The sequence below is a fragment of the Soonwooa sp. T0.1_25 genome, from assembly GCF_057652215.1.
The window spans coordinates 112183-135530 of record NZ_JBYFBZ010000005.1; the positions used below are offsets into that span (position 1 = coordinate 112183).

The following is a 23348-nucleotide window of genomic DNA, read 5'->3' on the forward strand; positions in this document are numbered from 1 at the left end:
TACAAAATATATACGATACTTTATAATGTATTATTAATCAATTATTTATATTTTTGCAGGAGTTGTACGAAATTAACACTCAATTATGAATTTCGATTTTTTGTTTTTTGTTAAATTTTGTAATATTTAATTCGTTGATTATAAGATGCTTTAAAGTTTTTTTATTTAAAGAAGGTGTTTTTATTCAATATAAGAAAGAAGATAAGTTATAATGCTGAGATTGATATTTTCTAGGTTTTTGCTGTTGATGTTTTTAATTCCAATTTGTTATTTTGGACAAAGTGATTTGGATAAAAGTCAACAAACTGTATATGCGTATCTTTATGCAAAGGAGAACGAAAAGGCTAGAAGTCTTCTCGAAAAAGATTTTCTTCCTAGCCAAGATGTTCGTCGCAAAATAATTGGGCTTGTCTATTTGTCCGATTATTATTCGGTGACTAAAGATGAGCAAGCGCAGGTTAATTCTTTAAAAAAAGCAAAAGACCTATTAGATGAGGCTAATGATAATCTGTCGAATGCTTATGTTGATTATGGATATGCGAGATATTATTTAAAACTTAATAAAAAAGATCAATTTGTAAAGGCTATTAATAGTAGTATTTCGGTTTTTGAAAAGTCAGATCGAGAGAATTTATTTTAACCCAACTGTATTTTCTTAAATTTTCATATCAAGTCAAAAATGCAGCTGATGTCCAAGAGTATAAAGATTCGGCTTTCAAGGCTCTAGATTATGCTAAGAAGTCTAAGAATAATTTGTTGTTAAATTTTACTTTTAACAATGTTGGTTTTTATTACAAAAATCTAAGTACGGCCATGCGCGAAAAGAAATATTTAGATTCTGCGGATGTTAATTATCGTCGTGCTTTCAATGTTATTTCTAAGATCGAACCTAAAGTTGCGCAAAAGCGTTCTCTCATTGCTTATTACATCAATTATGGAAGTTTAGTTCCGTTCATTCGTACAAGTAATGCGAGTAAGGAAAGTTTGGATTTAGCTTTCAAAGCTTTAGATTTAACAAGTAATGATGCTAATTACGGAGATCTTACCTCACTTATTTATAATAATATTGGTTACAATTATGAGAATGAAGGTAATGTTGGTTTAGCTGAGAATTACTATCAAAAAGCTTACGATCTTGGGCGTGCAAATACAGAGATTATGTTAAGTTCAAAAATCTCTAAAATCGACAATTTGTCTCGTGTTTATTCTAATTCTGGTCGTTTTGAAAAGGCATTGGCCATCGAGCGTGAAGCTAAAGATATGATTCGTCAAGAAAGTAAAGAGCGCTTTGACAATAATACAATGTCTTTGGAAATTTTTTATGACACAGAGAAAAAAATGAACAAATCCATCAGCTAGAACAAATTAACCAAGGTCGAACTCGTCAATTGTGGATGTTGTTGGCGATTGTTATTATTGCAGTTGCTGGATTTATCGTACTTTTCAATAATCAGAGATACAAAAAAAAACTCACTAAACAACGTGCAGATCTTTTAGAGTCAGAAAAAATTGAAACCGAGCTAAAACTTCAGTTAGAATCTGAGGAAAAAGCGAGATTGGAAGCTGAGCAAAGACTTTTGGAAATTGAACAGGATCGACTGCATAAACAGGCCTTGGCAAAATCCATCCAACTGGATCAGAAAAATTCTATTATTAATGAATTAACTGAAAAGATTAAAACCAATGCAGATGCGGATCTGGATAAGCTTCTTCGCAAAGAAAAATTTGTAGATCAAGATTTGGCGCGTGTCAAAGATATGCACGAGGAAGTACATCCGCAACTTTTCAAAAAGTTGAATGAAACTTCCAAAGGAAAGCTAACGACACAAGATTTAAAATATGCGTCCTATATTTATTTGAATATGGATAACCAACAGATTGCAAATCTTTTAAAGGTTGAGGTTAAAACTGTTAGGATGACGAAATATAGATTGAAAATAAAACTAGGTCTTGATAAAGAAATAGATTTACAAAGCTTTATTCAGAACCTCATATTATAACAAAAAACGCAACTTACAAATTGCGTTTTTTATTTATTAAAATATTTTTATTCCTCAGCCAGTTCGTCATCACTCCCAAAATAGAAATCAGTTAAGTTGGTAACAATTTCTTCATAGATATTTCCGCTGTTGTAATATATTTTCCCTTTTTCTTTTAGTTGATAAAGGCTAATTTCTCTGTCGATACTTTCTTCCTTAGTTGCGTTGCTATAGGTGTTTTTAAGCGAAATTAAAAGTTGTTTAAGTTCGTCCGCTTTCAGTGTTTTAGGATTTTTATTTTTGTAGACAGACAGGATGTCGTCAGAAGCTTCGTTCGGCATTTTGAAAGTAACACGATAAGAAATTTCTGCTATTTTTTCGCCTTTGACATATTCGTTGTCAACCAACTTTGCACTGCTTATTTTATAAGTGGCTTCGTTGAAGTTTTTAATCATTGCAGCGAAATAGTCTTCCGCCTCTTTTTTGTTGGCTTTTGCAGCGGCAGGAGAGAAGATGCTCAAAAAGTTGTCAGACATATTTGCAATCATTTCCGAATTTCCCTCAGTAAAATTAATTGCGTACATATCTTTTCCTTCAACGGTTGGTCGCATGTAATCGTTAAGTGCTTTCAGTGCGGTTTCGTTTTTATTAACAAAAGATTTGAAATAAAGATCGAAAGCATCAGCTGGCTTTTTAACTTCAGTCTGTGCCGAAAGGATTTGAATGGTTAAAACACAGAATAGTGTCCAGATAAGTTTAATTTTTGTCATTTAATTATTTTTAGCATGTTTCGCCAAAAATAAAGTCTTTGTTATTTGAATGCAATTATTTTATTGAAAATTTTAGTTAAATTTTCTCATTCTGTAGTCAGTAGCAATGTTTTTTATTTTATTAAATTAATAATCACATCTAAGTTTTTATTTATTGTTGAATTATTTTCGGAGTTTGTGAGAATAAATCTCGCAACCATTTGGAAGACTAAGCTAAAGTATTGCAAGGTGAAATTAAATTTTAGAATAAATTATTTTGAAATAAAGCACAAAAAAATAGCTTGCTAAATTTAGCAAGCTATTTGGATAATCGTAGACCCACAGGAAATACAATCTTTGTTTTTCTTTAAATTTTAATATTTTTAATAGCACTATAAAACCCTTTAAATAAAGAGTTTTTAATCTAACAAGAAACAATAAGAAATAATAAAATTCAAAATTTACCTTGTCCCACACCTTGCCCCAATTGAATTATTTAGTAGATTTGTTTCATAAAACCTACATCAATGGAAACAAAATTTAATTCAGAAGTCGGAACGGTTACATTCAGACTAAAAGAACCTAATTCTGATAAACCAACACTTATTAAAGGGATATATCTATTTAAAGATTTTCAGACTGGATTTACAACAGGAATAAAAGTTTTACCTAAGGATTGGGAAAAGACTGAAAAGAAAATTTTGTCTGGAGAAAATAAAAAGGAGCTAAACAATAAACTCAACAAGTTTAAAACTAAAATTCCTGATTTTCATAATAAATTCAATGAACAATATAATAGACTTCCAACAAAAGAAGAACTTAAAACTATTGTAACAAATGCTATTAATGAAAGAGAACTAAAGACGGTAAATAAAAAGAAAAAAAGTTTTGATGACATCTATAATGATTTCATGGAAATAATATACTTAAAAAGAGACAACGCTATTGCAGGAGGTTTAAAGCCGTTGCATAAGTCATACATTTCAAGTTTTAATGTTGCATATTCTGATTTGAAAAAATTTGCATCGGAAAATAGAATCGTTTTAGATATAGATACTTTTGATGTAACAACTTGTCTAAAATTTCAAAACTGGTTATTAAATGGAAAAGATAAAAAACAATCTGCCACAGTTAAAACAAGAGTGAAGAGAATAAGTCAATTATTAAGATGGGCATTTACCGAAGGACACACCAACAATAGAAGTTTTATGCAAAACGACTTTTTACCTAAAGCTACATCTAATAATAAAATTGCTTTAACAGAAGAAGAAATCACTATTTTATATCAATACGATTTTAGTAACAATAAGAGGTTTGAAAAAGTAAGGGATTTGTTTATTTTAGGCTGCCATACATCTTTAAGATTTGAAGATTTAACGAGAATCAATCCTAAACATTTAGATTTTAGCAATAAAACAATTCACATTCTTACTTCTAAAGTAGAGAAAAATGTAAGTTTTCCATTTTTTGGATATACAGAAGAAATACTTTTAAAATATGGAGGTAATATTAATAGTATTGCTTTATCAAATCAGAATGCCAATCTATACTTGAAAGAAATTTTTAGAGAAATTCCATATTTCAAAGAAAAGATAATTTTACAGGAAATAGCCACAAACAAAGGTGTTAAGTTCATTGAAAACAAATACGAAGATAAAATAACCTTTCATAATTCAAGAACAAGTTTTTGTACTAATAGATATATGGAGGGATGGGATTTACTTGAAATATGGCAGTTTACAGGACATACAAACGAAGGAACTTTTAAAAGTTATTTCAAACCTACTTCTGAACATGAAAAGATTAGAAGAGAAAATATATTGTTGAGAAATGAAAAACTTCAAAGAGCTGATTTGCAATCAAAACAAATTGAAGAGTTGAAAAAACAAAACGGCAAAATCATAAATTTAAATGCAGTTTAATTATGACATATTCAAAAATAGAAACTTTATTAGAGATTATTCTAGGAAACAACAATCTTGAAGAATTAAAAAAGAACACATCCGAACTAATTTTTCTTGTAAATAAAATGTTCATTGAGTTTACTGGAAACAGCTTCTTTTGTACATTTCTCATTAGTAAAATCCTAAATCCACTAACTGATAAAATACTAGAAATAAATCCTGAAAATTATAATAGCAGAAGCAGAATTAAACTTAAAAACACAATTGCCGAAAAAAAGAAAATTCTCACAGACCTAAGAACTAAAATCATTAATACATATAAAAATCATTTAATAGATTCTGATGTTTACAAGGATTATATCTCGGAAAAAATCAATAAAATAAATTTCATAATAAACCCAGATGTAACTCTTGAACTGTTGAATTTTGAACTTTTCAAAAGCCTTATTGATAATTCTTACGATACAGTAGTTAACCATTTTGAAAAACAATCCAAACTAGAAAGGTTTGAAATATACAAACAAGAATTATTTGATTTCGTGAGGGGCTGTGAATTGAAAATAAAGGAATTAAACAATTACCAAATTACTATTTCACAAAAATTAATACAATTAGATAACAATAGTGATTTAGACATAAAATATAGCTTGACAACTGAAAAAGAAATAAATGCTTATCATATTAATAAATTGAAAGAATTAGTATCTTATCTATATGATAATCATCTTATTTTAAGAGACATAAAAAGAGAAGATGAGATTCCACTAACTGTTTTTGGGAATAGAAATTTTGATAAAATAGAAAATCTATACAATGAACTCATAGAACTAATTAATATCAGTCCTTCAAAAAAAGATTTTACTGAAGTCTTTAAAATTAACAATAAAATTCAAAATAAAATTAATCTTTCTAAACATTTTAACTCAAATAAACAATTTACTCTAAGTGATTATGGTTACTTAATCTCTACCCTTCAAGAATTCTTCATTGAAAGTATAAAACAAAACAATACAAAATATGATAATTGGTGGGCGGAAAGGTTCAAATTTGAAAGTATTGATAAGAGCTTTAAAGACATTAGAAAAATGAAAAGTAATGCAAAAAAAGATGTCAATAGAAAACCAAAATATAAAACTGAAATTGATTCTTTAAAAGATATTTTTTATTAAAATCCACAAAAACAGCAACTTTTTTTTCTGAAAAAATATTAAAATTATTCAAAAACCCTCTAATCATAAAGATTACAGAGGGTTATTTTTTTTTTAATTAACAATCACCAAAAATTTTTCCATCCTCAAAATCCACATTTTAATTGTTCCATTATTAATCAAATAAAATTACGTTATGGAAACATTAAAATTAGTACAGGTAACACCTGAAAGTTTAGCAGAAATTGTAAAAAATGCAGTTTCAAGTGAATTAGAAAGATTTTCAGATTTATTTAAAAAATCTGAATCAGATTCAGAGTATTTGACACGAGAAGAAGTTTGCAAGAGACTGAAAATCTCAAAAGGAACTTTAAACAATCGTAGTAGAAGTGGAGAAATACCTTCTCACAAAGTTGGGAGAAGAGTATTATACAGAAACTGCGAGGTTCAGGAGTATATTAACGGTCAAAAAAGAATGAGTTATGGAGAATAAAACAGTCCTCATTCAAAAAACCCTTCTAAAAGATTTGGAAGGGTTTATTTTAGAATTGAACGAATATAATAAACCTCATATCAAATTAGATATTGCCGTTTATTTTTTAAGTCTATTCATTAGCTTACCAAGTCATTACAGAAATACTGAAAAAGAAAATTATTTAGTTAGCTTAAATTCTGAAAAACTAAAAGGAATTTTCTCGAAATATACAAAGTATTTAGATTTTTTTATCGATAGTAAAATTATTGAAAAAGCCTTTAATTATTCTACGGATAAAGGAACAAGCAACCAATACAGATTAACAGAAAAGTATTTATTTGATGATATTATTGAATATATAATTACAGATAAATCTTTATTGAAAAAATTCGAAAAAGAAAAAAATAAAAAACTAAATGATAACGCTAATTCAATAAGTGACAAGAAAGAATTTCATCTCAAAAAGAGACCTCATTTAGTTCGGTATTTTGATGATAATTTAACAATAGATATAATGTTAGCTTTTGAGATAATTAAGCCCTACAAAGAGCTAAATTACGCCAAATATCAATCGGGAATGCAATTAATATCAGAGTATAATAAAAAAGACTGGAAATATTCTATTAATCCCAATTCTGATAATCGCTTACATACTAATTTAACCAGAACAAACAAAGAGTTAAGAAAATGTTTGTACTACAAAGAAGATAGATTAAGTGCAGTTGATATTAGAGCTTCTCAACCGTTCTTTTTTGCGGTTTTTCTAAAGGCTTTTTTAAAGAAAGATTACAAATTGGTTAAACAAATCGGAGCATCAAAATTAATATCTAAAAAGAAATTTGAGGAACTATGTAATTTAGATGTGGATAGAGACGAAATAATAGGATTCGTAGAAATTATTTTAACAGAAGATTTTTATACAAATTTTTCTAATCATTTAGAAATTCAAAATGATGAAGAAGGAAAAACTTATAAAATGAAAATCAATTACATCGAACCAAGAAGCAAATTAAAAAAAAGAAGGAAAATTGATTTTGAGCAACCAAGAATTAAAGAATCTTTTGAAACCAAAAGAGATTACGCAAAATCTGTAATGATGGAAGTCTTTTTCAGCAGTCCGAGAACAACAACAAAGGAAGCAAAACAATTTAGAACAATTTACCCAAGTATAAGTAAGATAATGAAATTTATAAAAGATGAATGTGTAAATTTTGATAAATTGTTAAGTCATATTGAATCGTACTGCTTATTAGATTATGTTGCTTTAAGAATTAACAAAAACCATAAAAACATGCCTATTTGGAGCATTCACGATTCTTTAGTAACCACTAAACAAAATATCCATTTATTAAAGGAAGAGGTAGAACAATTATTAAGTGAGGTAACAACAATAAAAAAAGATATATTAAAAGATATTATAGTAATAGACAATTGGTAATTAAATTATTATAATATTTATATTAGTAATACTTAATAAAAATTTACTCCTATTATTCCCTAATGTTGCCGATTTTATAAAATTAGCTGAAAATAATAATGCAAAATATTGATTAACAGTATTTTGCATTTTTATTTTAATATTTTGTCAAGAAAAAAATAATCTTTACTTTTACATTATCATCAAGACTAGTCTATAAAGACTGAGCAACCTGCTTGACCACAACAGGCGAAGGTGCTAAAACGATGTGATTATTTAACCCAAATAATAAAAATATGTTGTTTTCCTTCATTTTCAGTAAACATTTCCATAATTATTCAATTGAATACCATTCAGATAAAGATTTTAAAAATTCTCTATCAATAAAGTATTGTTATGTTATAAAATAACTTGAAAACCTCCGAGCCTACAAATGAAAATTAAAGAAACAAAAATCAAAACATTGCAAGCAAGTATTTTTATTGGTTTGGAGTATGGCTATACTCAAAAACAGATTGATGAAAATTTAGTTATTGAATCACTATCAGAATTACAAAAACAGCTTTCAAAAGAAAAAGATATTTATTTAAGTGCTTCTGTGTCAAAAACAGTAATTGTTTTGAATAACCAAAAAGAGCCACACCTTAAAATTGATTTTATTAATTATCCTAAATTTCCTTTAGATGAAAATATTTTTAAAGATGAGGTATTAATTATTGGAAAAGAATTAATGAAACAATTTAAGCAAAACAGAATATTAATTATTTATACAGACGAAACAGTTATGTTAGAACAATCAGAGGAAACAGACACTAGAATCAAAATTAAATAATAAAAAATAAAGAAAACCATAAATAATGTTTTCCTTATAAATTTAATTTAGCCAAGCTTTGTTAAGTAAAATAACTCATAACTATTAATTAATTCAACATGAAAACAATCAACAAAATTTTAACCCTGTTACTTTTAACCTTTACAGTCTTTTTAACTTTTATCATTTATAAACAACAAAAAGAAATTAACTCAATCAAAAAGAACATTAATGTAAAAAAAGATGTTTGGTCAAATCAAAGCTTTGACAGTTCATTTAACAATGATGAAATAAATGACAAAGTTTTGAATTTAGAAAGAGAAATTGAGGATTTAAAAAGCGAAGTAGAAACCTTAAAATTAAACCTCAATAATTTTTAATTGAATTAACATCAAACAAAAACTATAATGGAAAAACTACTTCAAGAATATTTTAATGATATATTAAATGAAATGAAGAAGTCTCAAAATGAAAGTGACAATTCAGGATTTTCAAAAGATGGAGAGGTTTACGTCAATCAGAATAATCTCCTCAGGTTTTTATTTTTTAGACTTTATTATGAGGATGACGATGAGTTGATAAGACTCTATAATAAAGAATTCCAAATAGGACTTACAGGAGAATATTTCCAACAACTTTATTTAGTTTGCTTTGACCGAATCTTTAAAAAAAGATTTGACATGTCACCTATTGGGGGAATTGAAAACAAAAAGGTTTTTATGAAAGGCAAAGTCTCTTTATTCAAAGGAAGATTAGTAATGACAGAAACGAAACTTACTATTATTAAATAACTACAATAATCATACAATTGACCAAAGATTGATTAAAGCATTTAATTGTAAACTGTAAATATATGGACATAAAAAGAAAGAAAATTTTAAATTTGTGAAAATTGAAATTGAGTGAATTAAAAAATTAATATAAATTCTTTATAGGAGCGTTGAACTCTGTTATTCTGTAAGAAATCGGCAAAATTTTAACAGCAAGAATAACAAGTCTCATGCACCGCCCCTCTGGGCGTGTGTTAGTAGGACTTGTTTGCTGTGGGCTTTGCCGAGCCTCTTACAACGATGTTTGAACCCACACGCTTTTTCTATTTAACAAACTTCATTTTGTGGGCTGATGAAATAAAAACTCAACTATTATGTTTATCGGAAAACAAACCCCCTACAAAATTAATACTGTATTAGACTTGTATGGAATTGGTTCTTATTCAACAACAGGGAAAGCCATTATGTTACTACTGAAACTATTGATGTTTGCTGTTCCATTCTATTTTGCTTATTCAATGTTTGACGATTTTGAATTTTCCTTTTTGAATATTTTGAAATTCATTGGATGGTTTATTTTAGCTCACTTTCTTCTTGAAACTCTATTTTTTGGATTTGTAACAGGATTTATGATAAGAAAGAAAACTGAATAATGAGGCTCATCAGATATATTCTCTTTATTCCAGCTTTATTTGCTGGAATGTTTTTGTCCAGAATAATTGATATAGTAACTGCGGTTTTATTACAAAAAAATGATTTTGGTACTTCGTTATCAATTTGGGCTGAATTTGTATCTACTTTAATTGCAGTAACAGTTGGTATTGAACTGGCTTTGATGGTGTATCCTAATAAAATTAAAAAGATTCCATTAGCTATTGTGGGCTTAGTTCTACTTTCCTTGGTATTATTAAGCATATATTCGGTATATGGATTAGACGAAGAGTTTGGAGAAACCACGAGAAGAGATAAGATTAAGTTGGTTTTTACGATAGTCGCTTATATGCTATCTTTTGGCTATTTTTTCAAAAAACATTTTCTCTCAAATGATTTTTTGAGTGAAGAAAAAGCTGAAAACAAAGAAAGGCAAAGCCAAAATAATTTTGACTATAGCAAAGAATTATTCAAAGTTTACTATTATGGTGACTTCTTTTTCTTCAATTTTTTCGGAAAATTTGATATGATAAATTTTGTCTTTGTAGATGAAGATAAATTTGATGAATTATTTGATGCAAATGTTAAAGGTGTACCTGTGTTTTTTAGTGTACAAAATAAAGATTTACAAACTTATAAAGATGAATATGGTAGAGATTGGTCAAGGCTTGAGAACGACAGCCTTTTTGCGGTATTCTTGTTTGAATATGTAAATTCTTTTAATACAGGAAATGTATCAGGTGTTAAGTTACTAAGTTTTAATAAGATTGAAGTCTATAAAAAGATTAGTTCGGAAAAAATTGAATTGTACTCAACGTGTATGGTGGGTGAGTTGAGAGAAAAGTTAAAAAATTCTAATAAATCCGAGACCAAATAGTATATACATAAACTACGCCCCCTCACAGGCAAAAGGAAAACCAATTTTTTTCAGCGGGTGGGGGCATTTTCAATTTGATTTCAAGTCAATTTTTTGGAAAAAATTCTTCAACTGAAAGTGATTTGATATGCTTAATAAGCCTTTTTAGATTCTATAGTAAATACATTAGATAAGTCGCAGGATTTGCTTTATGTAATTGAATTGCAATTAATTATGAATACTTTTTTGTCTTTTGTAAAGTTTTAAAAACCTTTTGCAATTGATTCAAATTATCCGTAAATATTGGTAGAGCATAATAGCAATATCCCAATGATGGTCAGAAGTTACATAATTTAGAGTGAATTTAAGAGATAATTATTTTACTTGTCAAAATCATTTATAAAACTTGTAACTGATTTAAACAATATGATTTTGTTTAGCAATGAAATCCTTGTTAAATCAAAATCCTGCTAATCAATCTAATGATTAATTATTTTTATTATCCTTGCCCCAAGCCTTGTCCTAAAGGCTAAAAATAGGAAAAATAAAAAAGCAACCAACTGAATATCAATTGATTGCTTGTTTTGCAATGTAGACCCACAGGGATTCGAACCCCAACAGACGGTACCAAAAACCGGAGTGCTACCGTTACACCATGGGTCTGTCGTTTATTGTGATGCAAATGTACGCCTTTTTTTCTAACTTCCAAAATATTTTGCAAAAAATTTCATAATTTTATACAAAATAATTTCATAAAAAAATCAATGTTAATCGACTGTTCTGATATTCAGCTAGATATAGTGAAGCCTAAAAATGACTTTGAAACAAAAGTTTTTGAATTTTTTCAAGAATGCCTTTCCGATAAGCCCACAACAAGCATAAAAAGTTCTGGTTCGACAGGAATTCCAAAGCTTTTTGAAGTCGAAAAAAGCAGAATGTTTGCTTCGGCAAAGATGACTTGCGATTTTTTAGGTTTAATAAAAGGAAATTCCGCTGCTTTGTGTCTTCCGATAGAATATATTTCTGGCAAAATGATGGTAATTCGCGCTATCGAACGTCAACTTATTCTTAATGTTTTAGAGCCTAAGTCGGATGCGCTTGCAAATTTAGAGGCAGAAGTCGATTTTTGTGCAATGACGCCTTTGCAAGTGGAGCATTCTCTAGATAAATTACATTTAATTAAAAAACTGATTATTGGCGGAGCAGCTGTTTCGGAAAGTTTAAAAAAGAAAATTTATGACAGTTTAAAAACTTCAAATCAAGAGATTTTTGAGACTTACGGCATGTCCGAAACTTTGTCTCATGTCGCACTACGAAAGATTTATCCAATTACTGAAGATTATTTTACTTGTTTTGAAGGTGTTAATATTAGTATTAGTCCGAGCGGATGTCTTATTATAAATGCACCAAATATTAGTCCGGATCTTATTGTAACCAACGATTTGGTCGAGATAATTGGGGAAAATCAATTTCGATTCTTAGGACGAATTGATAATGTAATTAATTCTGGTGGTGCCAAAATTTTTCCTGAAGAAGTTGAAGCTTTAATAAAGAAAGAAATACCTTACGAAGTTGTTGTTACAGCGATTCTTGATGACGTTTTGGGTGAAAAAATGATCGCAGTTGTTGAGGCTCCGCCGAGTGAAGATTTAAAAATTAAAATTTCAAATATAAATTACCGTCGTAAGCTTGATCGTCCAAAAGATGTTATCTTTATTGAAAATATCCCGAGAACTCCAAACGGAAAAGTGAACCGAATAGATTTGAAAGCGATAATTAATAGATACAGAGATGAATGATTTTTCTAAGGAACTTAGTTTTAAAACATCAAGAAGTGGTGGTGCTGGCGGTCAAAATGTAAATAAAGTTGAGACGGCGGTTACTGCGATGTGGAAAGTTTCGGAAACTAAATTTTTTTCTGATGAGCAAATTGAGTTGATTTTGGAAAAATTAAAAAATCGTATTAACAACGACGGAGTTTTGCAATTGACGTCTACCGAAGCAAGAACGCAACTTGAAAATAAAGCGATTGCTATCGAAAGAATTCTTAATATCGTTAATGCTTCTGTTGTTGTTCAAAAACCACGAAAGCAGACAAAACCACGTAAAAGTCAGATTGAAAAACGATTGACAGCTAAGAAAATTTTGTCAGAGAAAAAAGATAATCGGAGATTTCGTTACTAAAGATTAAAAATAGTTTTGTGATAACTAAAAAAGGCGTACTTTTACCCTCCGATTTTTGAAAAATGGAAAAAGAAATCAAAATCAGTTTTCACGTGATTCCTTCATATGAGGATCTTGACGAAACTGAAAAGAAACTTTTTGAAGCTGCAAAAGCAGTTCGAGAAAATGCCTACGCAAATTATTCTAACTTCTTGGTAGGCTGTGCACTTTTGCTTGATAATGGTGAGATTATTACAGGAAGTAATCAAGAAAATGCGGCTTATCCTTCTGGTCTTTGTGCAGAAAGAACGACCATCTACTGGACATCTGCGAATTTTCCTAAAGCACAAATTACTAAAATGTTTGTGATTGGTGCACCTCGTAATATGCTTAGTTCTCAACCAATTCCGCCTTGTGGTGCGTGTCGCCAAAGTATTTTGGAGTATGAGGCTAAACAAGATCAACCTATCGAAATCTATTTTGCTTCTCTAGAAGGTGAGATTTTTAAAACAAAATCGGTTCGAGATTTGTTACCTTTTTCGTTTGATTCTAGTTTTTTATAGTTTTTAAATTACAAAAGTATCGTCATTGTCGAACTTCTTACGAAGTCGCTGCTTTGATTTTTTAACGCCATCAACACTAAGGCCTAATAGTTGAGCGATTTCTATATTGTTAAGATCTAATCTGTTAAGAAGGATAATGCGTAGGTTAGATTCTGTTAAACCTGGGAAGGAATTGATGATGTATTGATAATATTCTGGCTCTTCTCGGATAAAAACCTCTTTGAATTTATTCCAATTTTCGTCGGTAACCAAATGCGATATCTTTAATTCCTCCATTGCGGAAAGTGTTTTTGTTGATCTTCCTGTTTCTCGGAGTTTGCTAATTTCAGTGTCAATCTTGTCGATATGTTTATTTCTGTCAACCAAATAGGCTTTGAAGCTTGCTAAAGAAGTATTAGTCGATTGTAATTTTTTATCGGACTCAACTTGGTCTAATTTGAATTTTAAAATCTGTTTTTCAAAACTACTTTTCAGTAAACGAATTTTTCTTTTATTAAGTTGATAAATACTTGCAACAAGGCCACAGAGCAAAAGACTGACTGCAAGTAAGAACCATTTAATAACTTTTGACTTTTCCGCTTTGTTTTGTTCGGCTTCTAATTGCCATTCTACACGCTCTTTTTGGCTTTGCCAGTTTGCCATTTTTACGGCTTCAACACCATCTTGTAATATAATTTGATTATTCAGACTTTCAATTCTTCTTCTTGCATACAATTCTGCATTATCATTTTTATCATTTATTGAAATTTTCAATAGCAGTCTTTGGATATCAAGTTCGTAACTTGCTAAATAAGTCTTTGTCTTAATATAATCTAAAGCATCATTACAGAGTTTCTTTGCGTCTTCGTAGCGCTTCATATCGATGTAAATTGTAGCTAATCGAATTTCGGCGAACATCTTATTTCTGTCACTATTTTCTTTATCAGATATTGCAATGTCTTCTTTAAGAAGATTTACGGCTTTATCATAATTTTTTCTAGTAGCTTCTATAAGGGCAATATCTCCTAAAGCTTTTGCATAACGGACTTTATCATTAATATTAACGGCGGCAGCTTTCGTTTTTTCTAGATATGTCAGTGCTTTTTGAAAATTATTTAACTTGATGTAATTAAGGGCAATGTTGTTAAGTATTGTCCCATAGTTTTGGTTATTAGTAGAGCATTGTTGTAAAGCGCGCTCGAGATATTCGTTACTTTTATTGTTATCTTCAATTGTGGACCAAAAGAAGCCATTTAATTTTAAAATATTACAAGAATCAATAATGTCCTTATCGTGATTGTTTTCTAATAGTTTTGATGTTTTTAAAAATAAAGGTAATGCGTTGGGGTAATCATTATAGGTATAATAATAGAATCCAAAGCTTGTATAAAACCATATCAAAAAATTCTTGTCTTTGATATCTGACGATAATTTTAACGCATCTTTGTAAAGTTGAAGACTTTTAGGATTAGATCTGTCTAATTGTTTTGAAAAAAAGTTTGCTAATACAACTTTGTTTATGATTTCTTTTTTGTTACTTATTATTTTATACGAATCTGAGTTTAGAAATGTGATAAGTTCTTTTTCGCTGTTTATTTCTGAGGCTTTTACAACATAATTTGTCTCGATTGTAGACAAATTTTCAAGTTGTTGTGCTTTGTAAGTGGCTCCGCAAAATGCAAAAAAGAAAAAATAGAGGTATATTTTTATCATATTAACAAATATATCCAAAAAAAGTGTATCAAATTATTTTTTTTTGAAATTTTATATGTAGTTGATAATCAGTATCGCTTATTTGTAAAATAATTTGTCCACCCCAATGTCCACCCCTGATTTTTGGATTTTTTAGATATTTTTTGAAATTTTGATAGAAATATTTAGACAAAGACTACTACTAAGCTTTTTTCAATTATCGTGAATGTCTAAATGTGATTAATAACCATTCTATTATATGCGAAATGCCAGAATATATCTGGCATTTTTTATTTTTAGATTTCGTAGATGTTGATTGGTTCTTTAATGTCTTTCAAAATACTTTCTGTACGTTCTTTATGTGTATCTGTAATAAAGATTTGTCCAAAATTTTCTTGATTAACAAGATCAATTAACTGTGTTACACGTTTATCATCTAGTTTATCAAAGATGTCGTCCAATAAAAGGATGGGTGTTTTATCAGTCAATTCTTTGATACGAATCATTTGTGCAAGTTTTAACGCAACCAAAAAAGTCTTTTGTTGTCCTTGCGATCCTACTTTTTTAATGGGATAATGCATCATTTCAAAAAGCAAGTCATCTTTATGTATGCCTTTGGAAGTGTAAGTTAGCACCCGATCCTTATCTAAAGATTGAGTAAGCAAATCAGAAAAATCTTGTTCTAAGTCCGATTGATAAGTTATAAAAACTTCTTCTTTTCCGCCAGAAATACTTTGATAAAAGTTTTGCATAACTGGATTAAGAAGTTCAACAAAGTTTTTACGTTTTGCAAATATTTTTTCGCCATGTTTTATCAAAGGCTCATTATAAATCTCGAGGCTATCTTTGTCGAAATATCTATTTTTTGCGAAGCTTTTTAGAAGCGCATTTCGTTGTTGTAAGGTCTTTTGATATTGTATTAAAGCAAAAAGATAATCGCTATCAGTTTGAGAAATCATCGCATCTAAAAATTTTCTGCGGCTTTCTCCAGAATCCGAAATTAAATTTTGATCATAAGGCGAAATAATAACGGATGGCAAATAACCAACATGATCTGCGAGTCGGTCATAAGATTTGTCATTTTTTTTAATCACTTTCTTACTTTCCTTACTAAGAATTATTTTGAGAATATCTTCTTTCTTCTCATTTTGAACTTCCGCTTCGATGCTAAAGAAATCGCAATCGTTTTTAACATTGTTAAAATCGGAGTTTCCGAGGAAGCTTTTACCAACAGAAAGATAATACAAAGCGTCTAGAATATTCGTTTTTCCCACGCCATTATTTCCGACAAAACAATTGATTTGCGCAGAAAGATCTAGCTGTAGATAATCGTGATTTTTAAAATTACGAAGACTGAGTTTATTAATTCTCAAAATAGAAATTGATTTAGTCCTACAAAGATAAGTCAAATCGGATTCTTAAAAAAGGAGGTAATATTTAATCGCCAAGTAAATAATGAGTGGAAGTGCGGAACAACTTTCTATCCAAAAAGAAAAGTAAGCATCAGTTTTGTTTTCAGATGCGAAGAATATCAAAATACAACTTACAAAAGATGTTAACAATAATGCAATAATGCTATCTATTCTGAAAAATAAAATACTTATGATATTTGCTAGAATAATCAAAAAATAGGCGAGTAATTTTGTGTTTTTGATACCAATTAATTTCGGGAAAGTGACGACTGTATCGTATTTCATATCGCGAATATCAAAAGGCAAAACAAGTGCGGAGATGAAAAAAAAGCTAAATCCGATAATTGGCCAATTAACTTCTGGCAATCCTAAGAATCCAAAGGATAAGGCCCAAACTAGTCCAACATAGAAAATTTTGACAAATGGTATGTTACGAATGGTGTTCGCAAGAAAATTACTGTTGTACAAAAGTCCCAGAACAACTATTAATAACCATTTTAATAAGACAATTTCGTTATGATTTCTGATGATCAGGAGAACGCAAATAATACCAGTAAAAAAATTGAATATTAATATTTTTTTAAATATTCGACCTTGCCCTTGGTATTTTGTATAAAGATAACCACTGAAAAATGTTAGAAAAATGAGGTACAGCTTGGGAAAACGGAATGTATTTTGTTCCAAAAAGAAAAAAGCAGCCAACATTGTTCCCATTAAGGAAACATAAATTTGGCTGTCTACAATATATATTTTTGCTAATTTTAAAACTGACATTATATTACAAAGTAAACAAAATTGTAGCTTTTGTAATGTGATTTTGATAAATAAAAGTTTATGAAAAAACTCATTCCTACTTTAGGATTGTTGTTATTGACTAGTTTTTCGGCTCCAGTTTTTGGACAGAATTACTACGAGCAACAATGGAAAATCATTAAAGAACAGGCGAAGAAAGGAAACTTTAAGTCCAACCAAACGATTTTTCAAAATATTCAAAAACAAGCCATGAAAGATAAAAATCTACCAGAGTTAATTAAAGCCCTGAAAGGTGATTTTAGCATTGTTAAAACCATTTTTGACGATACCGAAAATGATAATGCCAGTCGTTTTTTTAAAAAAATTGAAGAAACAAAAAATTCTTTTTCTGGTAAGGAAGATTTGGTTTTGGAGGTTTTGAAAGCCGAATTTATCAAGGATTATTACGATTCTGTACAATGGAAAATTAGAAGTCGTACCAATGTTGACAATCAAGATGTTTCTCAGATTGAGACTTGGACTAATCTCGGTTTCAAAAACTATTTATTAAAACAATATCAACTGGTTTTTGACAAAAAAGAAGAACTTAAATCGATTAATTTAAGTTCCTATAAAAGTATTTTTAATGGCGCTTATGATGAAGAATATTTTCCGACGATGTTAGATTGGGCGTCGACGCAATATGTTCGATTTTTAAATGATTCTAACTTGTTTACTAAGAATGAATTAGACGCGAATCAACCAACAATTCTTCAAGTTTATGATGATTTAATAACGACAAATTCTGGGAATGCAAAATTGTATTTTAAGTCTGAAAAATTAGCTTATCAAATCCAAAGAAATCCTAATGATAAAAGCTTAAAAAAGCAATGGCAAGTCTTGTATAATGATGCGACAGAAGGCGATTACAAAGTGCTGATTGCGTCAAATCTTGCCTCGGATTTAATAACAAATAAAAAGCAAAAAGAAGCTTTAGAAATTATTAAAAATGCAAAATCAAAATACCCAAAATCTGGATTTTTAGGAAATATTCAAAATCTAGAAAACAGCATTATTCAACCTAATGCTAATCTTTATCTTGAGCCGACAAGTTTAGCTAACAAACCATTTCAGGTCGTTGTTGAAGCTAAAAATGTGAAAAACATTCAGTTGAAAATTTATCAAGTTAAAGACGATATTTTAGGATTTTTAAGTTTTGTTTCTGATCCATATAATTCGAAGTTTTCAAGTGTTAAAAAAACATTAGTGAAAACTGAAAATTTTGAAGTTCCAACAAAAGAAGATTTTCAAACCCATAAAACATCATTTGAGGTTAAAGCGCTTCCTGCAGGAATCTATATGCTGGAATATTTGGTCGATGGCGACAATCCAATTAATTATTATGGCAATTATTTTTTAGTGTCTGCCGCAAAGTCGATTTATAAAAATATTTCCAATAAAAATCAAGATAATTCGGAGTTGTTGTGGATTAATTCTGATAACGGAAGTTTAATAAAAAATCCAAGTTTAAAGGTTTTCGAATATCTTCCGAATGCAAAATCTATATCTAACAATGTGGTGACGATTAACAAAGATTCGAGCTTTCAATTGCCGATTACCACTAAGAAATCTTACTATCGTTATCATCTTTTACAAGATACCAAAACTGGAGATGTCGAGCTACGACAAACTTATGGCTCTAACAATGATTATCGAAATGAAAATAGAGCGAAGAAAGAATATCGAGCACAGATTTTCCTTGATCGACAAATCTATCGTCCTGGACAAATCGTTTATTTCAAAGTTATAAATACAAAGCTGGATGCTAATAAAGAATCTGTTGTAGCAAAGCTTTCGCAAGAAATTGTTTTGGAAGATGCGAATGGCGAAGAAATCGCAAAGCAAAGTTTTACAACTAATGATTTTGGTTCATATAACGGAAGTTTTACGCTGCCAAAGTCGAAGCTTAATGGAAATTTCACTTTAGTGATTGATGATGTAAAATTAGATATTTCGGAACAAAAAGATTTCTTGGTCGAAGAATACAAACGTCCAACTTTCGAATTGAATTTTGAACCGATTAAAGATGAATATAAATACGGTCAAAAGATTGAATTAAAAGGAAAAGCAACGATGTTTTCGGGTGTTCCGTTGTCTAATTCTAACATTCAATATGAGATTAAAAAACAAAATATTCGTTGGCGATACTTCTCTTGGTATCCAAGAATTTATGATAACGAAAATTCGATTTTGGGAGAAACCAAAACCAATGACAAAGGCGAATTCACGATTATTTTAGATTTAAAAAAGGACGAAAAACTAGAAGGCGTCCAAGTTGATCAATACAACATAAATGCAAGCGCGACGGATATTGCTGGCGAAACGCAATCTGCAGATACAAATTTGACTGTGTCGTCGGTTTCGCATTATATCGATGCAACGCCGCTTAAAGACCAATTTTCGGATGATGATATTAAATTAAATGTTGAAACGAAAAATTATAACAATCAAAATCTTAAAAAATCTTATCATGCTAAATTGACGAAGTTGGAAGAGCCGCAACGCGTTTTCAGAAGTCAATTTAAAGATCAAATTCAGGATTTGCCGAAGATGTCGAAATCAGAATTTGTAAATCTTTTCCCAAATGATCGATTTGATAAAACCGATCTTCCAAAAAACTGGAATTCAGAACGTATTTTATTTGATAAAACGGCGCAAGATTCTGTATTCAACATTGGTAAACTAAATGCTGGTTATTACAGATTAGATTTTTATAATATTGAAGGTAAAGACAGCATCAAAACGAGTCAGGATTTTCAAGTTTGGAGTAAATCGAGTTTGAATTCTAAACAAAAAACTTTCCTTAACACAAGTTTTGACAAGAAAGAATACAAAATTGGAGAAACGGCTAATCTGATGATTTATTCGGCGGTTCCAGATGCGATTGCAAATATTTATGTTCAAAAAGGTGACGGCAATACTGTTTTCGAAAGAAAAGATTTGAAAAATGGTTTCCTAAATTATCCAATTAACATTTCTGAAAAATCGGAAGTTCTTAATGTGCAAGTCGTTTTAGCAGGTTTTAATGATGTTCAAATCGAAACTTTGTATGTTCCGATAAAAGGAAAAGAGGATGCTTTGAAAATTGAAACCACAACCTTCCGTGATAAGTTACAACCAAATTCTAAGGAAAAATGGACGTTGACAGTTTCTGGCGCAGAAAACGAAAAAGTGATGGCTGAGGTTTTGGCGAATATGTATGACATGTCTTTGGACAAATTTGCAGCTAACAGATATTCATTTAATAATATATTTTATAGAAGCGACATCATCAACGATTATCGTATTAATACAGCTTTGAAGCAATTGTATTATAATAAACGCCTTAAATATTCGAATACTAAAAATATCCGTGAGCCACAGTTTAATTGGATGCAACCACATTTTGTAAGTCAATCTTTGACTTATGAATCTAATGCTGGCGCAGTTGCAATGGCTGCAGCACCATCAGCTAAAGTTATGAAGAGGGCAGCTGCTTCTAAGGAGGAGTTTTCCAATGATAATGTGGAAGTTGTGCAAAATATGATTGCAGAACCTAAAAATAAATCTGCTGATTATAATACAGAGGACAAAGAATTAGAAAACATCAAAGTTCGTGAGAACCTAAATGAAACGGCGTTTTTCTATCCAAGTTTAGTAACTGATGATAAAGGCAATGTAAGTTTCGAATTTACAACGCCTGAGGCATTAACCAAATGGAAATTGATGTTGCTCGCACATACTAAAGATGCAAAATCTGCTTATTTGGAAAAAACGGTGGTAACGCAAAAAGACTTTTCGGTGACGCCAAATTATCCTCGATTCTTAAGAGAAGGTGATGTGTTGACATTCCAAACAAAAATCAACAGTTTGGTATCAAAAGCTTTGACTGGTTATGCAAAACTTCAGATTTTGGATGCATTTACCAATGAAGATATTTCGGAGAAATTTAAATTAACTAATCTTACGCAAGTTGCTGGTTATAATGTTGAACAAGCTTTTAGTTTAAAAGAAAATTCGAGTACCGCTTTGTCTTGGACTTTGACGACACCGAAAGATGTTTCGTCGATTATTATAAAAGTTGTTGCGAAAGCTGGTGAATATTCTGACGGCGAACAAAAAGCTGTTGCAGTGCTTCCTAACAGAATGTTGGTGACAGATGCGACACCGATTTTTGTAAAAGAAGGCGAAACTAAAACTTTTGAAATTGAGAATTTAATTAATAACAATTCGACGACAGTTTCTAATGTCAGAAATACTTTGGAGCTGACGACCAATCCTATTTGGGAAGTGATGTTTGCCCTGCCAAGTCTTAAAAACGAGACCAAAAACTCGGCAGATGTTATCTTTAACAAATGGTTTGCGGATGTTATTGCGTCTGAAGTTTTCCGTGCAAATCCAAGAATGAAAACGATTTTTGACGAATATCAATCAAAAGGACTTTTAACATCAAACCTTGAAAAAAATCAAGAATTAAAACAACTTCTTTTGGATGAAACGCCTTGGATGTTGGAGAGTAAAACCGAGGAAGAGCAAATGACGAAATTGTCTAGATTGTTTGATGCAAACACAATGCGTAATTCGATTCTTGATGATTGGCAGGCTTTGTTACAACTTCAGAATCCTGATGGAGGTTTTAGTTGGTATTCTGGTTATCCGAGTTCTTATTATTTGTCGTTGTATATTCTTAAAAATTTGGGAAAATTAAACCTTTGGTTAAAGCACAATGTTAAAGATTATCAATCGGATTCTCAAAAACAAATGATTTCGAAATTAATTAATTATGTGGATAGCAATGTCAATCGTTATTGGGATGTTCGCAAAGAAAATCCTTGGAGCAATGCTTCATTAGAATATTTGGATGCGAGACATTATTGGGAGAAAGATTATCCTTTGACTGCTAATCCAAAAGCTTTGAAAAATCTTGTTATTAAAAAAGCAAAAACGGCGAAGTTTGCAGATTTTACATTCTTTGGATTACATAGAGCGGCGATGTTATTTGATCAATATGGATTAAAAGATGTGTCTACAAAATTGATGACTTATCTTAAAGAAACGTCTACAAATTCTAAAACGCAAGGTGTCTACTGGAAACAAAATCTTAATGATTGGGGTTGGTATTCTTCAAAAGTTGTGAATCATGCAGGCGCTTTGGAAGCTTTTAATACTTTGAAACCAAATGATATTCAGTTTATAGAAGATTTGAAAATTTGGTTAATTACTCAAAAAGAAGTTAACTCATGGGGAACTTCGAGAAGTACAGCTGAGGTTATTTTTACGATTTTAAACTCTGGTAAATCTTGGACAACGCCAGAAAGTGATAAAGCAACAATTGTTTGGGGAAATAAAGATATGAGTCAAGCGCAACAAAAAGCGACTGGTTATATCAAAATGAGCGAAACTTCTTCTAATGTTGATAAATCTTTAGGAAAAGTAACAGTAACAAAAACGGGTGCTGGAATTGTACAAGGAGGATTGTTCTGGCAATATTATGAGGATTTGGATAAAATAAAATCTTCTGAAAGTTATATCTCTATTAAAAAAGAATATTTCAGAAAAATTAAAACTGAAAATGGTGAAGAATTAAAACCAATTACTGTAAATACGCCATTAAAAGTTGGTGATAAAATTACGGTGAGAATGATTCTTAACACCGACCGAAATATGGAATATGTTCAGTTGAAGGATATGCGCGCTGCGGGAACGGAGCCTTTGGATGTTATCTCTGGTTATCAATGGAAAAATAATCTTGGCTATTATCAATCGACAAAAGATGCGTCAACTAATTTCTATATCGAATATATGCCGAAAGGAAAATATGTTTTTGAATATGATTTGGTGGCAAATGCTTCTGGTGTTTTTTCAACAGGGATTTCAACTTTGCAAAACTATTACGCACCTCAAATGAACAGCCATACAGCAGGTTCTAAAATGGAAATTAAGGAATAGGTTTTTGATTTATGAATTATGAATTATGAATTATGAATTAATTTTGCTAAACGCTAAAC

At 30.1% G+C, this 23348-nt stretch carries 20 protein-coding genes, 1 tRNA gene and 1 riboswitch; of the genes, 16 read left to right on the top strand and 5 right to left on the bottom strand.

The features are described 5' to 3' along the window. Nucleotides 1-211 precede the first annotated feature (211 nt). The 3 genes from AC23MB_RS08755 (at nucleotide 212) to AC23MB_RS08765 (ending at nucleotide 2000) form a co-directional block, all read left to right on the top strand. Complete coding sequence (locus AC23MB_RS08755) at nucleotides 212-640, top strand: hypothetical protein (protein WP_313029002.1); 429 nt, start codon at nucleotides 212-214, stop codon at nucleotides 638-640. Between the two features lie 116 nt (nucleotides 641-756). Then, entirely contained in the window at nucleotides 757-1359 is a 603-nt protein-coding gene (locus AC23MB_RS08760) for a tetratricopeptide repeat protein (RefSeq protein ID WP_312323330.1), read from the top strand. A 35-nt stretch (nucleotides 1360-1394) separates the two neighbouring features. After that, entirely contained in the window at nucleotides 1395-2000 is a 606-nt protein-coding gene (locus AC23MB_RS08765) for a hypothetical protein (RefSeq protein WP_487787027.1), read from the top strand. A gap of 47 nt (nucleotides 2001-2047) precedes the next feature. Here AC23MB_RS08765 and AC23MB_RS08770 read toward each other — a convergent pair whose 3' ends face one another. Continuing rightward, nucleotides 2048-2749: a hypothetical protein gene (locus AC23MB_RS08770; RefSeq protein WP_487787028.1), complete on the bottom strand. Its 702-nt coding sequence runs from the start codon at nucleotides 2747-2749 to the stop codon at nucleotides 2048-2050. 506 nt (nucleotides 2750-3255) lie between these two features. Here AC23MB_RS08770 and AC23MB_RS08775 point away from each other — a divergent pair. From AC23MB_RS08775 to AC23MB_RS08815, 9 genes are all read left to right on the top strand, one after another. Then, the gene (locus AC23MB_RS08775) at nucleotides 3256-4650 is read left to right on the top strand and encodes a tyrosine-type recombinase/integrase (protein ID WP_487787029.1); all 1395 of its coding nucleotides are present in this window, start codon (nucleotides 3256-3258) and stop codon (nucleotides 4648-4650) included. A 2-nt stretch (nucleotides 4651-4652) separates the two neighbouring features. Continuing rightward, nucleotides 4653-5801 carry a hypothetical protein gene (locus tag AC23MB_RS08780; RefSeq protein WP_243548746.1) on the top strand — a complete coding sequence of 383 codons (1149 nt, stop codon included), beginning with the start codon at nucleotides 4653-4655 and terminating at the stop codon, nucleotides 5799-5801. 175 nt (nucleotides 5802-5976) lie between these two features. After that, entirely contained in the window at nucleotides 5977-6273 is a 297-nt protein-coding gene (locus tag AC23MB_RS08785) for a helix-turn-helix domain-containing protein (RefSeq protein WP_243548745.1), read from the top strand. Beyond that, on the top strand, nucleotides 6263-7693 hold the full coding sequence (locus tag AC23MB_RS08790; protein WP_243548744.1) for a hypothetical protein: 1431 nt from the start codon (nucleotides 6263-6265) through the stop codon (nucleotides 7691-7693). The genes AC23MB_RS08785 and AC23MB_RS08790 overlap by 11 nt, the downstream gene beginning before the upstream one ends. Nucleotides 7694-7867: 174 nt before the next feature. Continuing rightward, nucleotides 7868-7978: riboswitch (SAM-I-IV-variant riboswitch) on the top strand. 127 nt (nucleotides 7979-8105) lie between these two features. Next, nucleotides 8106-8504, top strand: coding sequence for a hypothetical protein (locus tag AC23MB_RS08795; RefSeq protein ID WP_243548743.1), 399 nt, complete (start codon nucleotides 8106-8108; stop codon nucleotides 8502-8504). Between the two features lie 98 nt (nucleotides 8505-8602). Next, nucleotides 8603-8863: a hypothetical protein gene (locus AC23MB_RS08800; protein WP_243548742.1), complete on the top strand. Its 261-nt coding sequence runs from the start codon at nucleotides 8603-8605 to the stop codon at nucleotides 8861-8863. A 27-nt stretch (nucleotides 8864-8890) separates the two neighbouring features. Further along, on the top strand, nucleotides 8891-9274 hold the full coding sequence (locus tag AC23MB_RS08805) for a hypothetical protein (protein ID WP_243548741.1): 384 nt from the start codon (nucleotides 8891-8893) through the stop codon (nucleotides 9272-9274). Between the two features lie 353 nt (nucleotides 9275-9627). Further along, nucleotides 9628-9906: a hypothetical protein gene (locus tag AC23MB_RS08810; RefSeq protein WP_487787030.1), complete on the top strand. Its 279-nt coding sequence runs from the start codon at nucleotides 9628-9630 to the stop codon at nucleotides 9904-9906. Beyond that, complete coding sequence (locus AC23MB_RS08815) at nucleotides 9906-10781, top strand: hypothetical protein (protein ID WP_243548739.1); 876 nt, start codon at nucleotides 9906-9908, stop codon at nucleotides 10779-10781. Before AC23MB_RS08810 ends, AC23MB_RS08815 begins: the two co-directional genes overlap by 1 nt. Before the next feature lie 571 nt (nucleotides 10782-11352). On the opposite strand, the gene AC23MB_RS08820 is transcribed toward AC23MB_RS08815, so the two are convergent. Beyond that, nucleotides 11353-11423, bottom strand: a tRNA-Gln gene (locus tag AC23MB_RS08820). A gap of 101 nt (nucleotides 11424-11524) precedes the next feature. On the opposite strand from AC23MB_RS08820, the gene AC23MB_RS08825 reads away from it, so the two are divergent. The 3 genes from AC23MB_RS08825 to cdd all read left to right on the top strand — a co-directional run bounded on the left by AC23MB_RS08825 (nucleotide 11525) and on the right by cdd (nucleotide 13486). Further along, entirely contained in the window at nucleotides 11525-12559 is a 1035-nt protein-coding gene (locus tag AC23MB_RS08825) for an AMP-binding protein (protein ID WP_313029016.1), read from the top strand. After that, a complete protein-coding gene (gene arfB / locus AC23MB_RS08830; RefSeq protein ID WP_312323325.1) occupies nucleotides 12552-12944 on the top strand; it encodes an alternative ribosome rescue aminoacyl-tRNA hydrolase ArfB in 393 nt (130 codons plus the stop codon). Before AC23MB_RS08825 ends, arfB begins: the two co-directional genes overlap by 8 nt. A 62-nt stretch (nucleotides 12945-13006) precedes the next feature. Next, the gene (gene cdd, locus AC23MB_RS08835) at nucleotides 13007-13486 is read left to right on the top strand and encodes a cytidine deaminase (RefSeq protein ID WP_312323324.1); all 480 of its coding nucleotides are present in this window, start codon (nucleotides 13007-13009) and stop codon (nucleotides 13484-13486) included. Between the two features lie 3 nt (nucleotides 13487-13489). Here cdd and AC23MB_RS08840 read toward each other — a convergent pair whose 3' ends face one another. The 3 genes from AC23MB_RS08840 to AC23MB_RS08850 form a co-directional block, all read right to left on the bottom strand. Further along, on the bottom strand, nucleotides 13490-15103 hold the full coding sequence (locus tag AC23MB_RS08840; RefSeq protein WP_312323323.1) for a tetratricopeptide repeat protein: 1614 nt from the start codon (nucleotides 15101-15103) through the stop codon (nucleotides 13490-13492). A 350-nt stretch (nucleotides 15104-15453) separates the two neighbouring features. After that, nucleotides 15454-16530, bottom strand: coding sequence for a DNA replication/repair protein RecF (gene recF / locus AC23MB_RS08845; protein WP_313029023.1), 1077 nt, complete (start codon nucleotides 16528-16530; stop codon nucleotides 15454-15456). 45 nt (nucleotides 16531-16575) lie between these two features. Then, nucleotides 16576-17343, bottom strand: coding sequence for a UbiA prenyltransferase family protein (locus tag AC23MB_RS08850; protein ID WP_313029026.1), 768 nt, complete (start codon nucleotides 17341-17343; stop codon nucleotides 16576-16578). Nucleotides 17344-17403: 60 nt separating this feature from the next. On the opposite strand from AC23MB_RS08850, the gene AC23MB_RS08855 reads away from it, so the two are divergent. Beyond that, complete coding sequence (locus AC23MB_RS08855; RefSeq protein ID WP_487787031.1) at nucleotides 17404-23289, top strand: alpha-2-macroglobulin family protein; 5886 nt, start codon at nucleotides 17404-17406, stop codon at nucleotides 23287-23289. Nucleotides 23290-23348: the final 59 nt, after the last annotated feature.

Bases quoted from the DNA above. Each gene is read 5' to 3' on its own strand.
- AC23MB_RS08800 (WP_243548742.1), top strand. From the start codon at position 8,603: ATGAAAACAATCAACAAAATTTTAACCCTGTTACTTTTAACCTTTACA.
- AC23MB_RS08815 (WP_243548739.1), top strand. From the start codon at position 9,906: ATGAGGCTCATCAGATATATTCTCTTTATTCCAGCTTTATTTGCTGGA.
- AC23MB_RS08825 (WP_313029016.1), top strand. From the start codon at position 11,525: ATGTTAATCGACTGTTCTGATATTCAGCTAGATATAGTGAAGCCTAAA.
- AC23MB_RS08775 (WP_487787029.1), top strand. From the start codon at position 3,256: ATGGAAACAAAATTTAATTCAGAAGTCGGAACGGTTACATTCAGACTA.
- AC23MB_RS08780 (WP_243548746.1), top strand. From the start codon at position 4,653: ATGACATATTCAAAAATAGAAACTTTATTAGAGATTATTCTAGGAAAC.
- cdd (WP_312323324.1), top strand. From the start codon at position 13,007: ATGGAAAAAGAAATCAAAATCAGTTTTCACGTGATTCCTTCATATGAG.
- AC23MB_RS08785 (WP_243548745.1), top strand. From the start codon at position 5,977: ATGGAAACATTAAAATTAGTACAGGTAACACCTGAAAGTTTAGCAGAA.
- AC23MB_RS08850 (WP_313029026.1), bottom strand. From the start codon at position 17,343: ATGTCAGTTTTAAAATTAGCAAAAATATATATTGTAGACAGCCAAATT.
- AC23MB_RS08770 (WP_487787028.1), bottom strand. From the start codon at position 2,749: ATGACAAAAATTAAACTTATCTGGACACTATTCTGTGTTTTAACCATT.
- AC23MB_RS08795 (WP_243548743.1), top strand. From the start codon at position 8,106: ATGAAAATTAAAGAAACAAAAATCAAAACATTGCAAGCAAGTATTTTT.
- arfB (WP_312323325.1), top strand. From the start codon at position 12,552: ATGAATGATTTTTCTAAGGAACTTAGTTTTAAAACATCAAGAAGTGGT.
- AC23MB_RS08790 (WP_243548744.1), top strand. From the start codon at position 6,263: ATGGAGAATAAAACAGTCCTCATTCAAAAAACCCTTCTAAAAGATTTG.
- AC23MB_RS08805 (WP_243548741.1), top strand. From the start codon at position 8,891: ATGGAAAAACTACTTCAAGAATATTTTAATGATATATTAAATGAAATG.
- AC23MB_RS08755 (WP_313029002.1), top strand. From the start codon at position 212: ATGCTGAGATTGATATTTTCTAGGTTTTTGCTGTTGATGTTTTTAATT.
- AC23MB_RS08855 (WP_487787031.1), top strand. From the start codon at position 17,404: ATGAAAAAACTCATTCCTACTTTAGGATTGTTGTTATTGACTAGTTTT.
- AC23MB_RS08765 (WP_487787027.1), top strand. From the start codon at position 1,395: ATGTTGTTGGCGATTGTTATTATTGCAGTTGCTGGATTTATCGTACTT.
- AC23MB_RS08810 (WP_487787030.1), top strand. From the start codon at position 9,628: ATGTTTATCGGAAAACAAACCCCCTACAAAATTAATACTGTATTAGAC.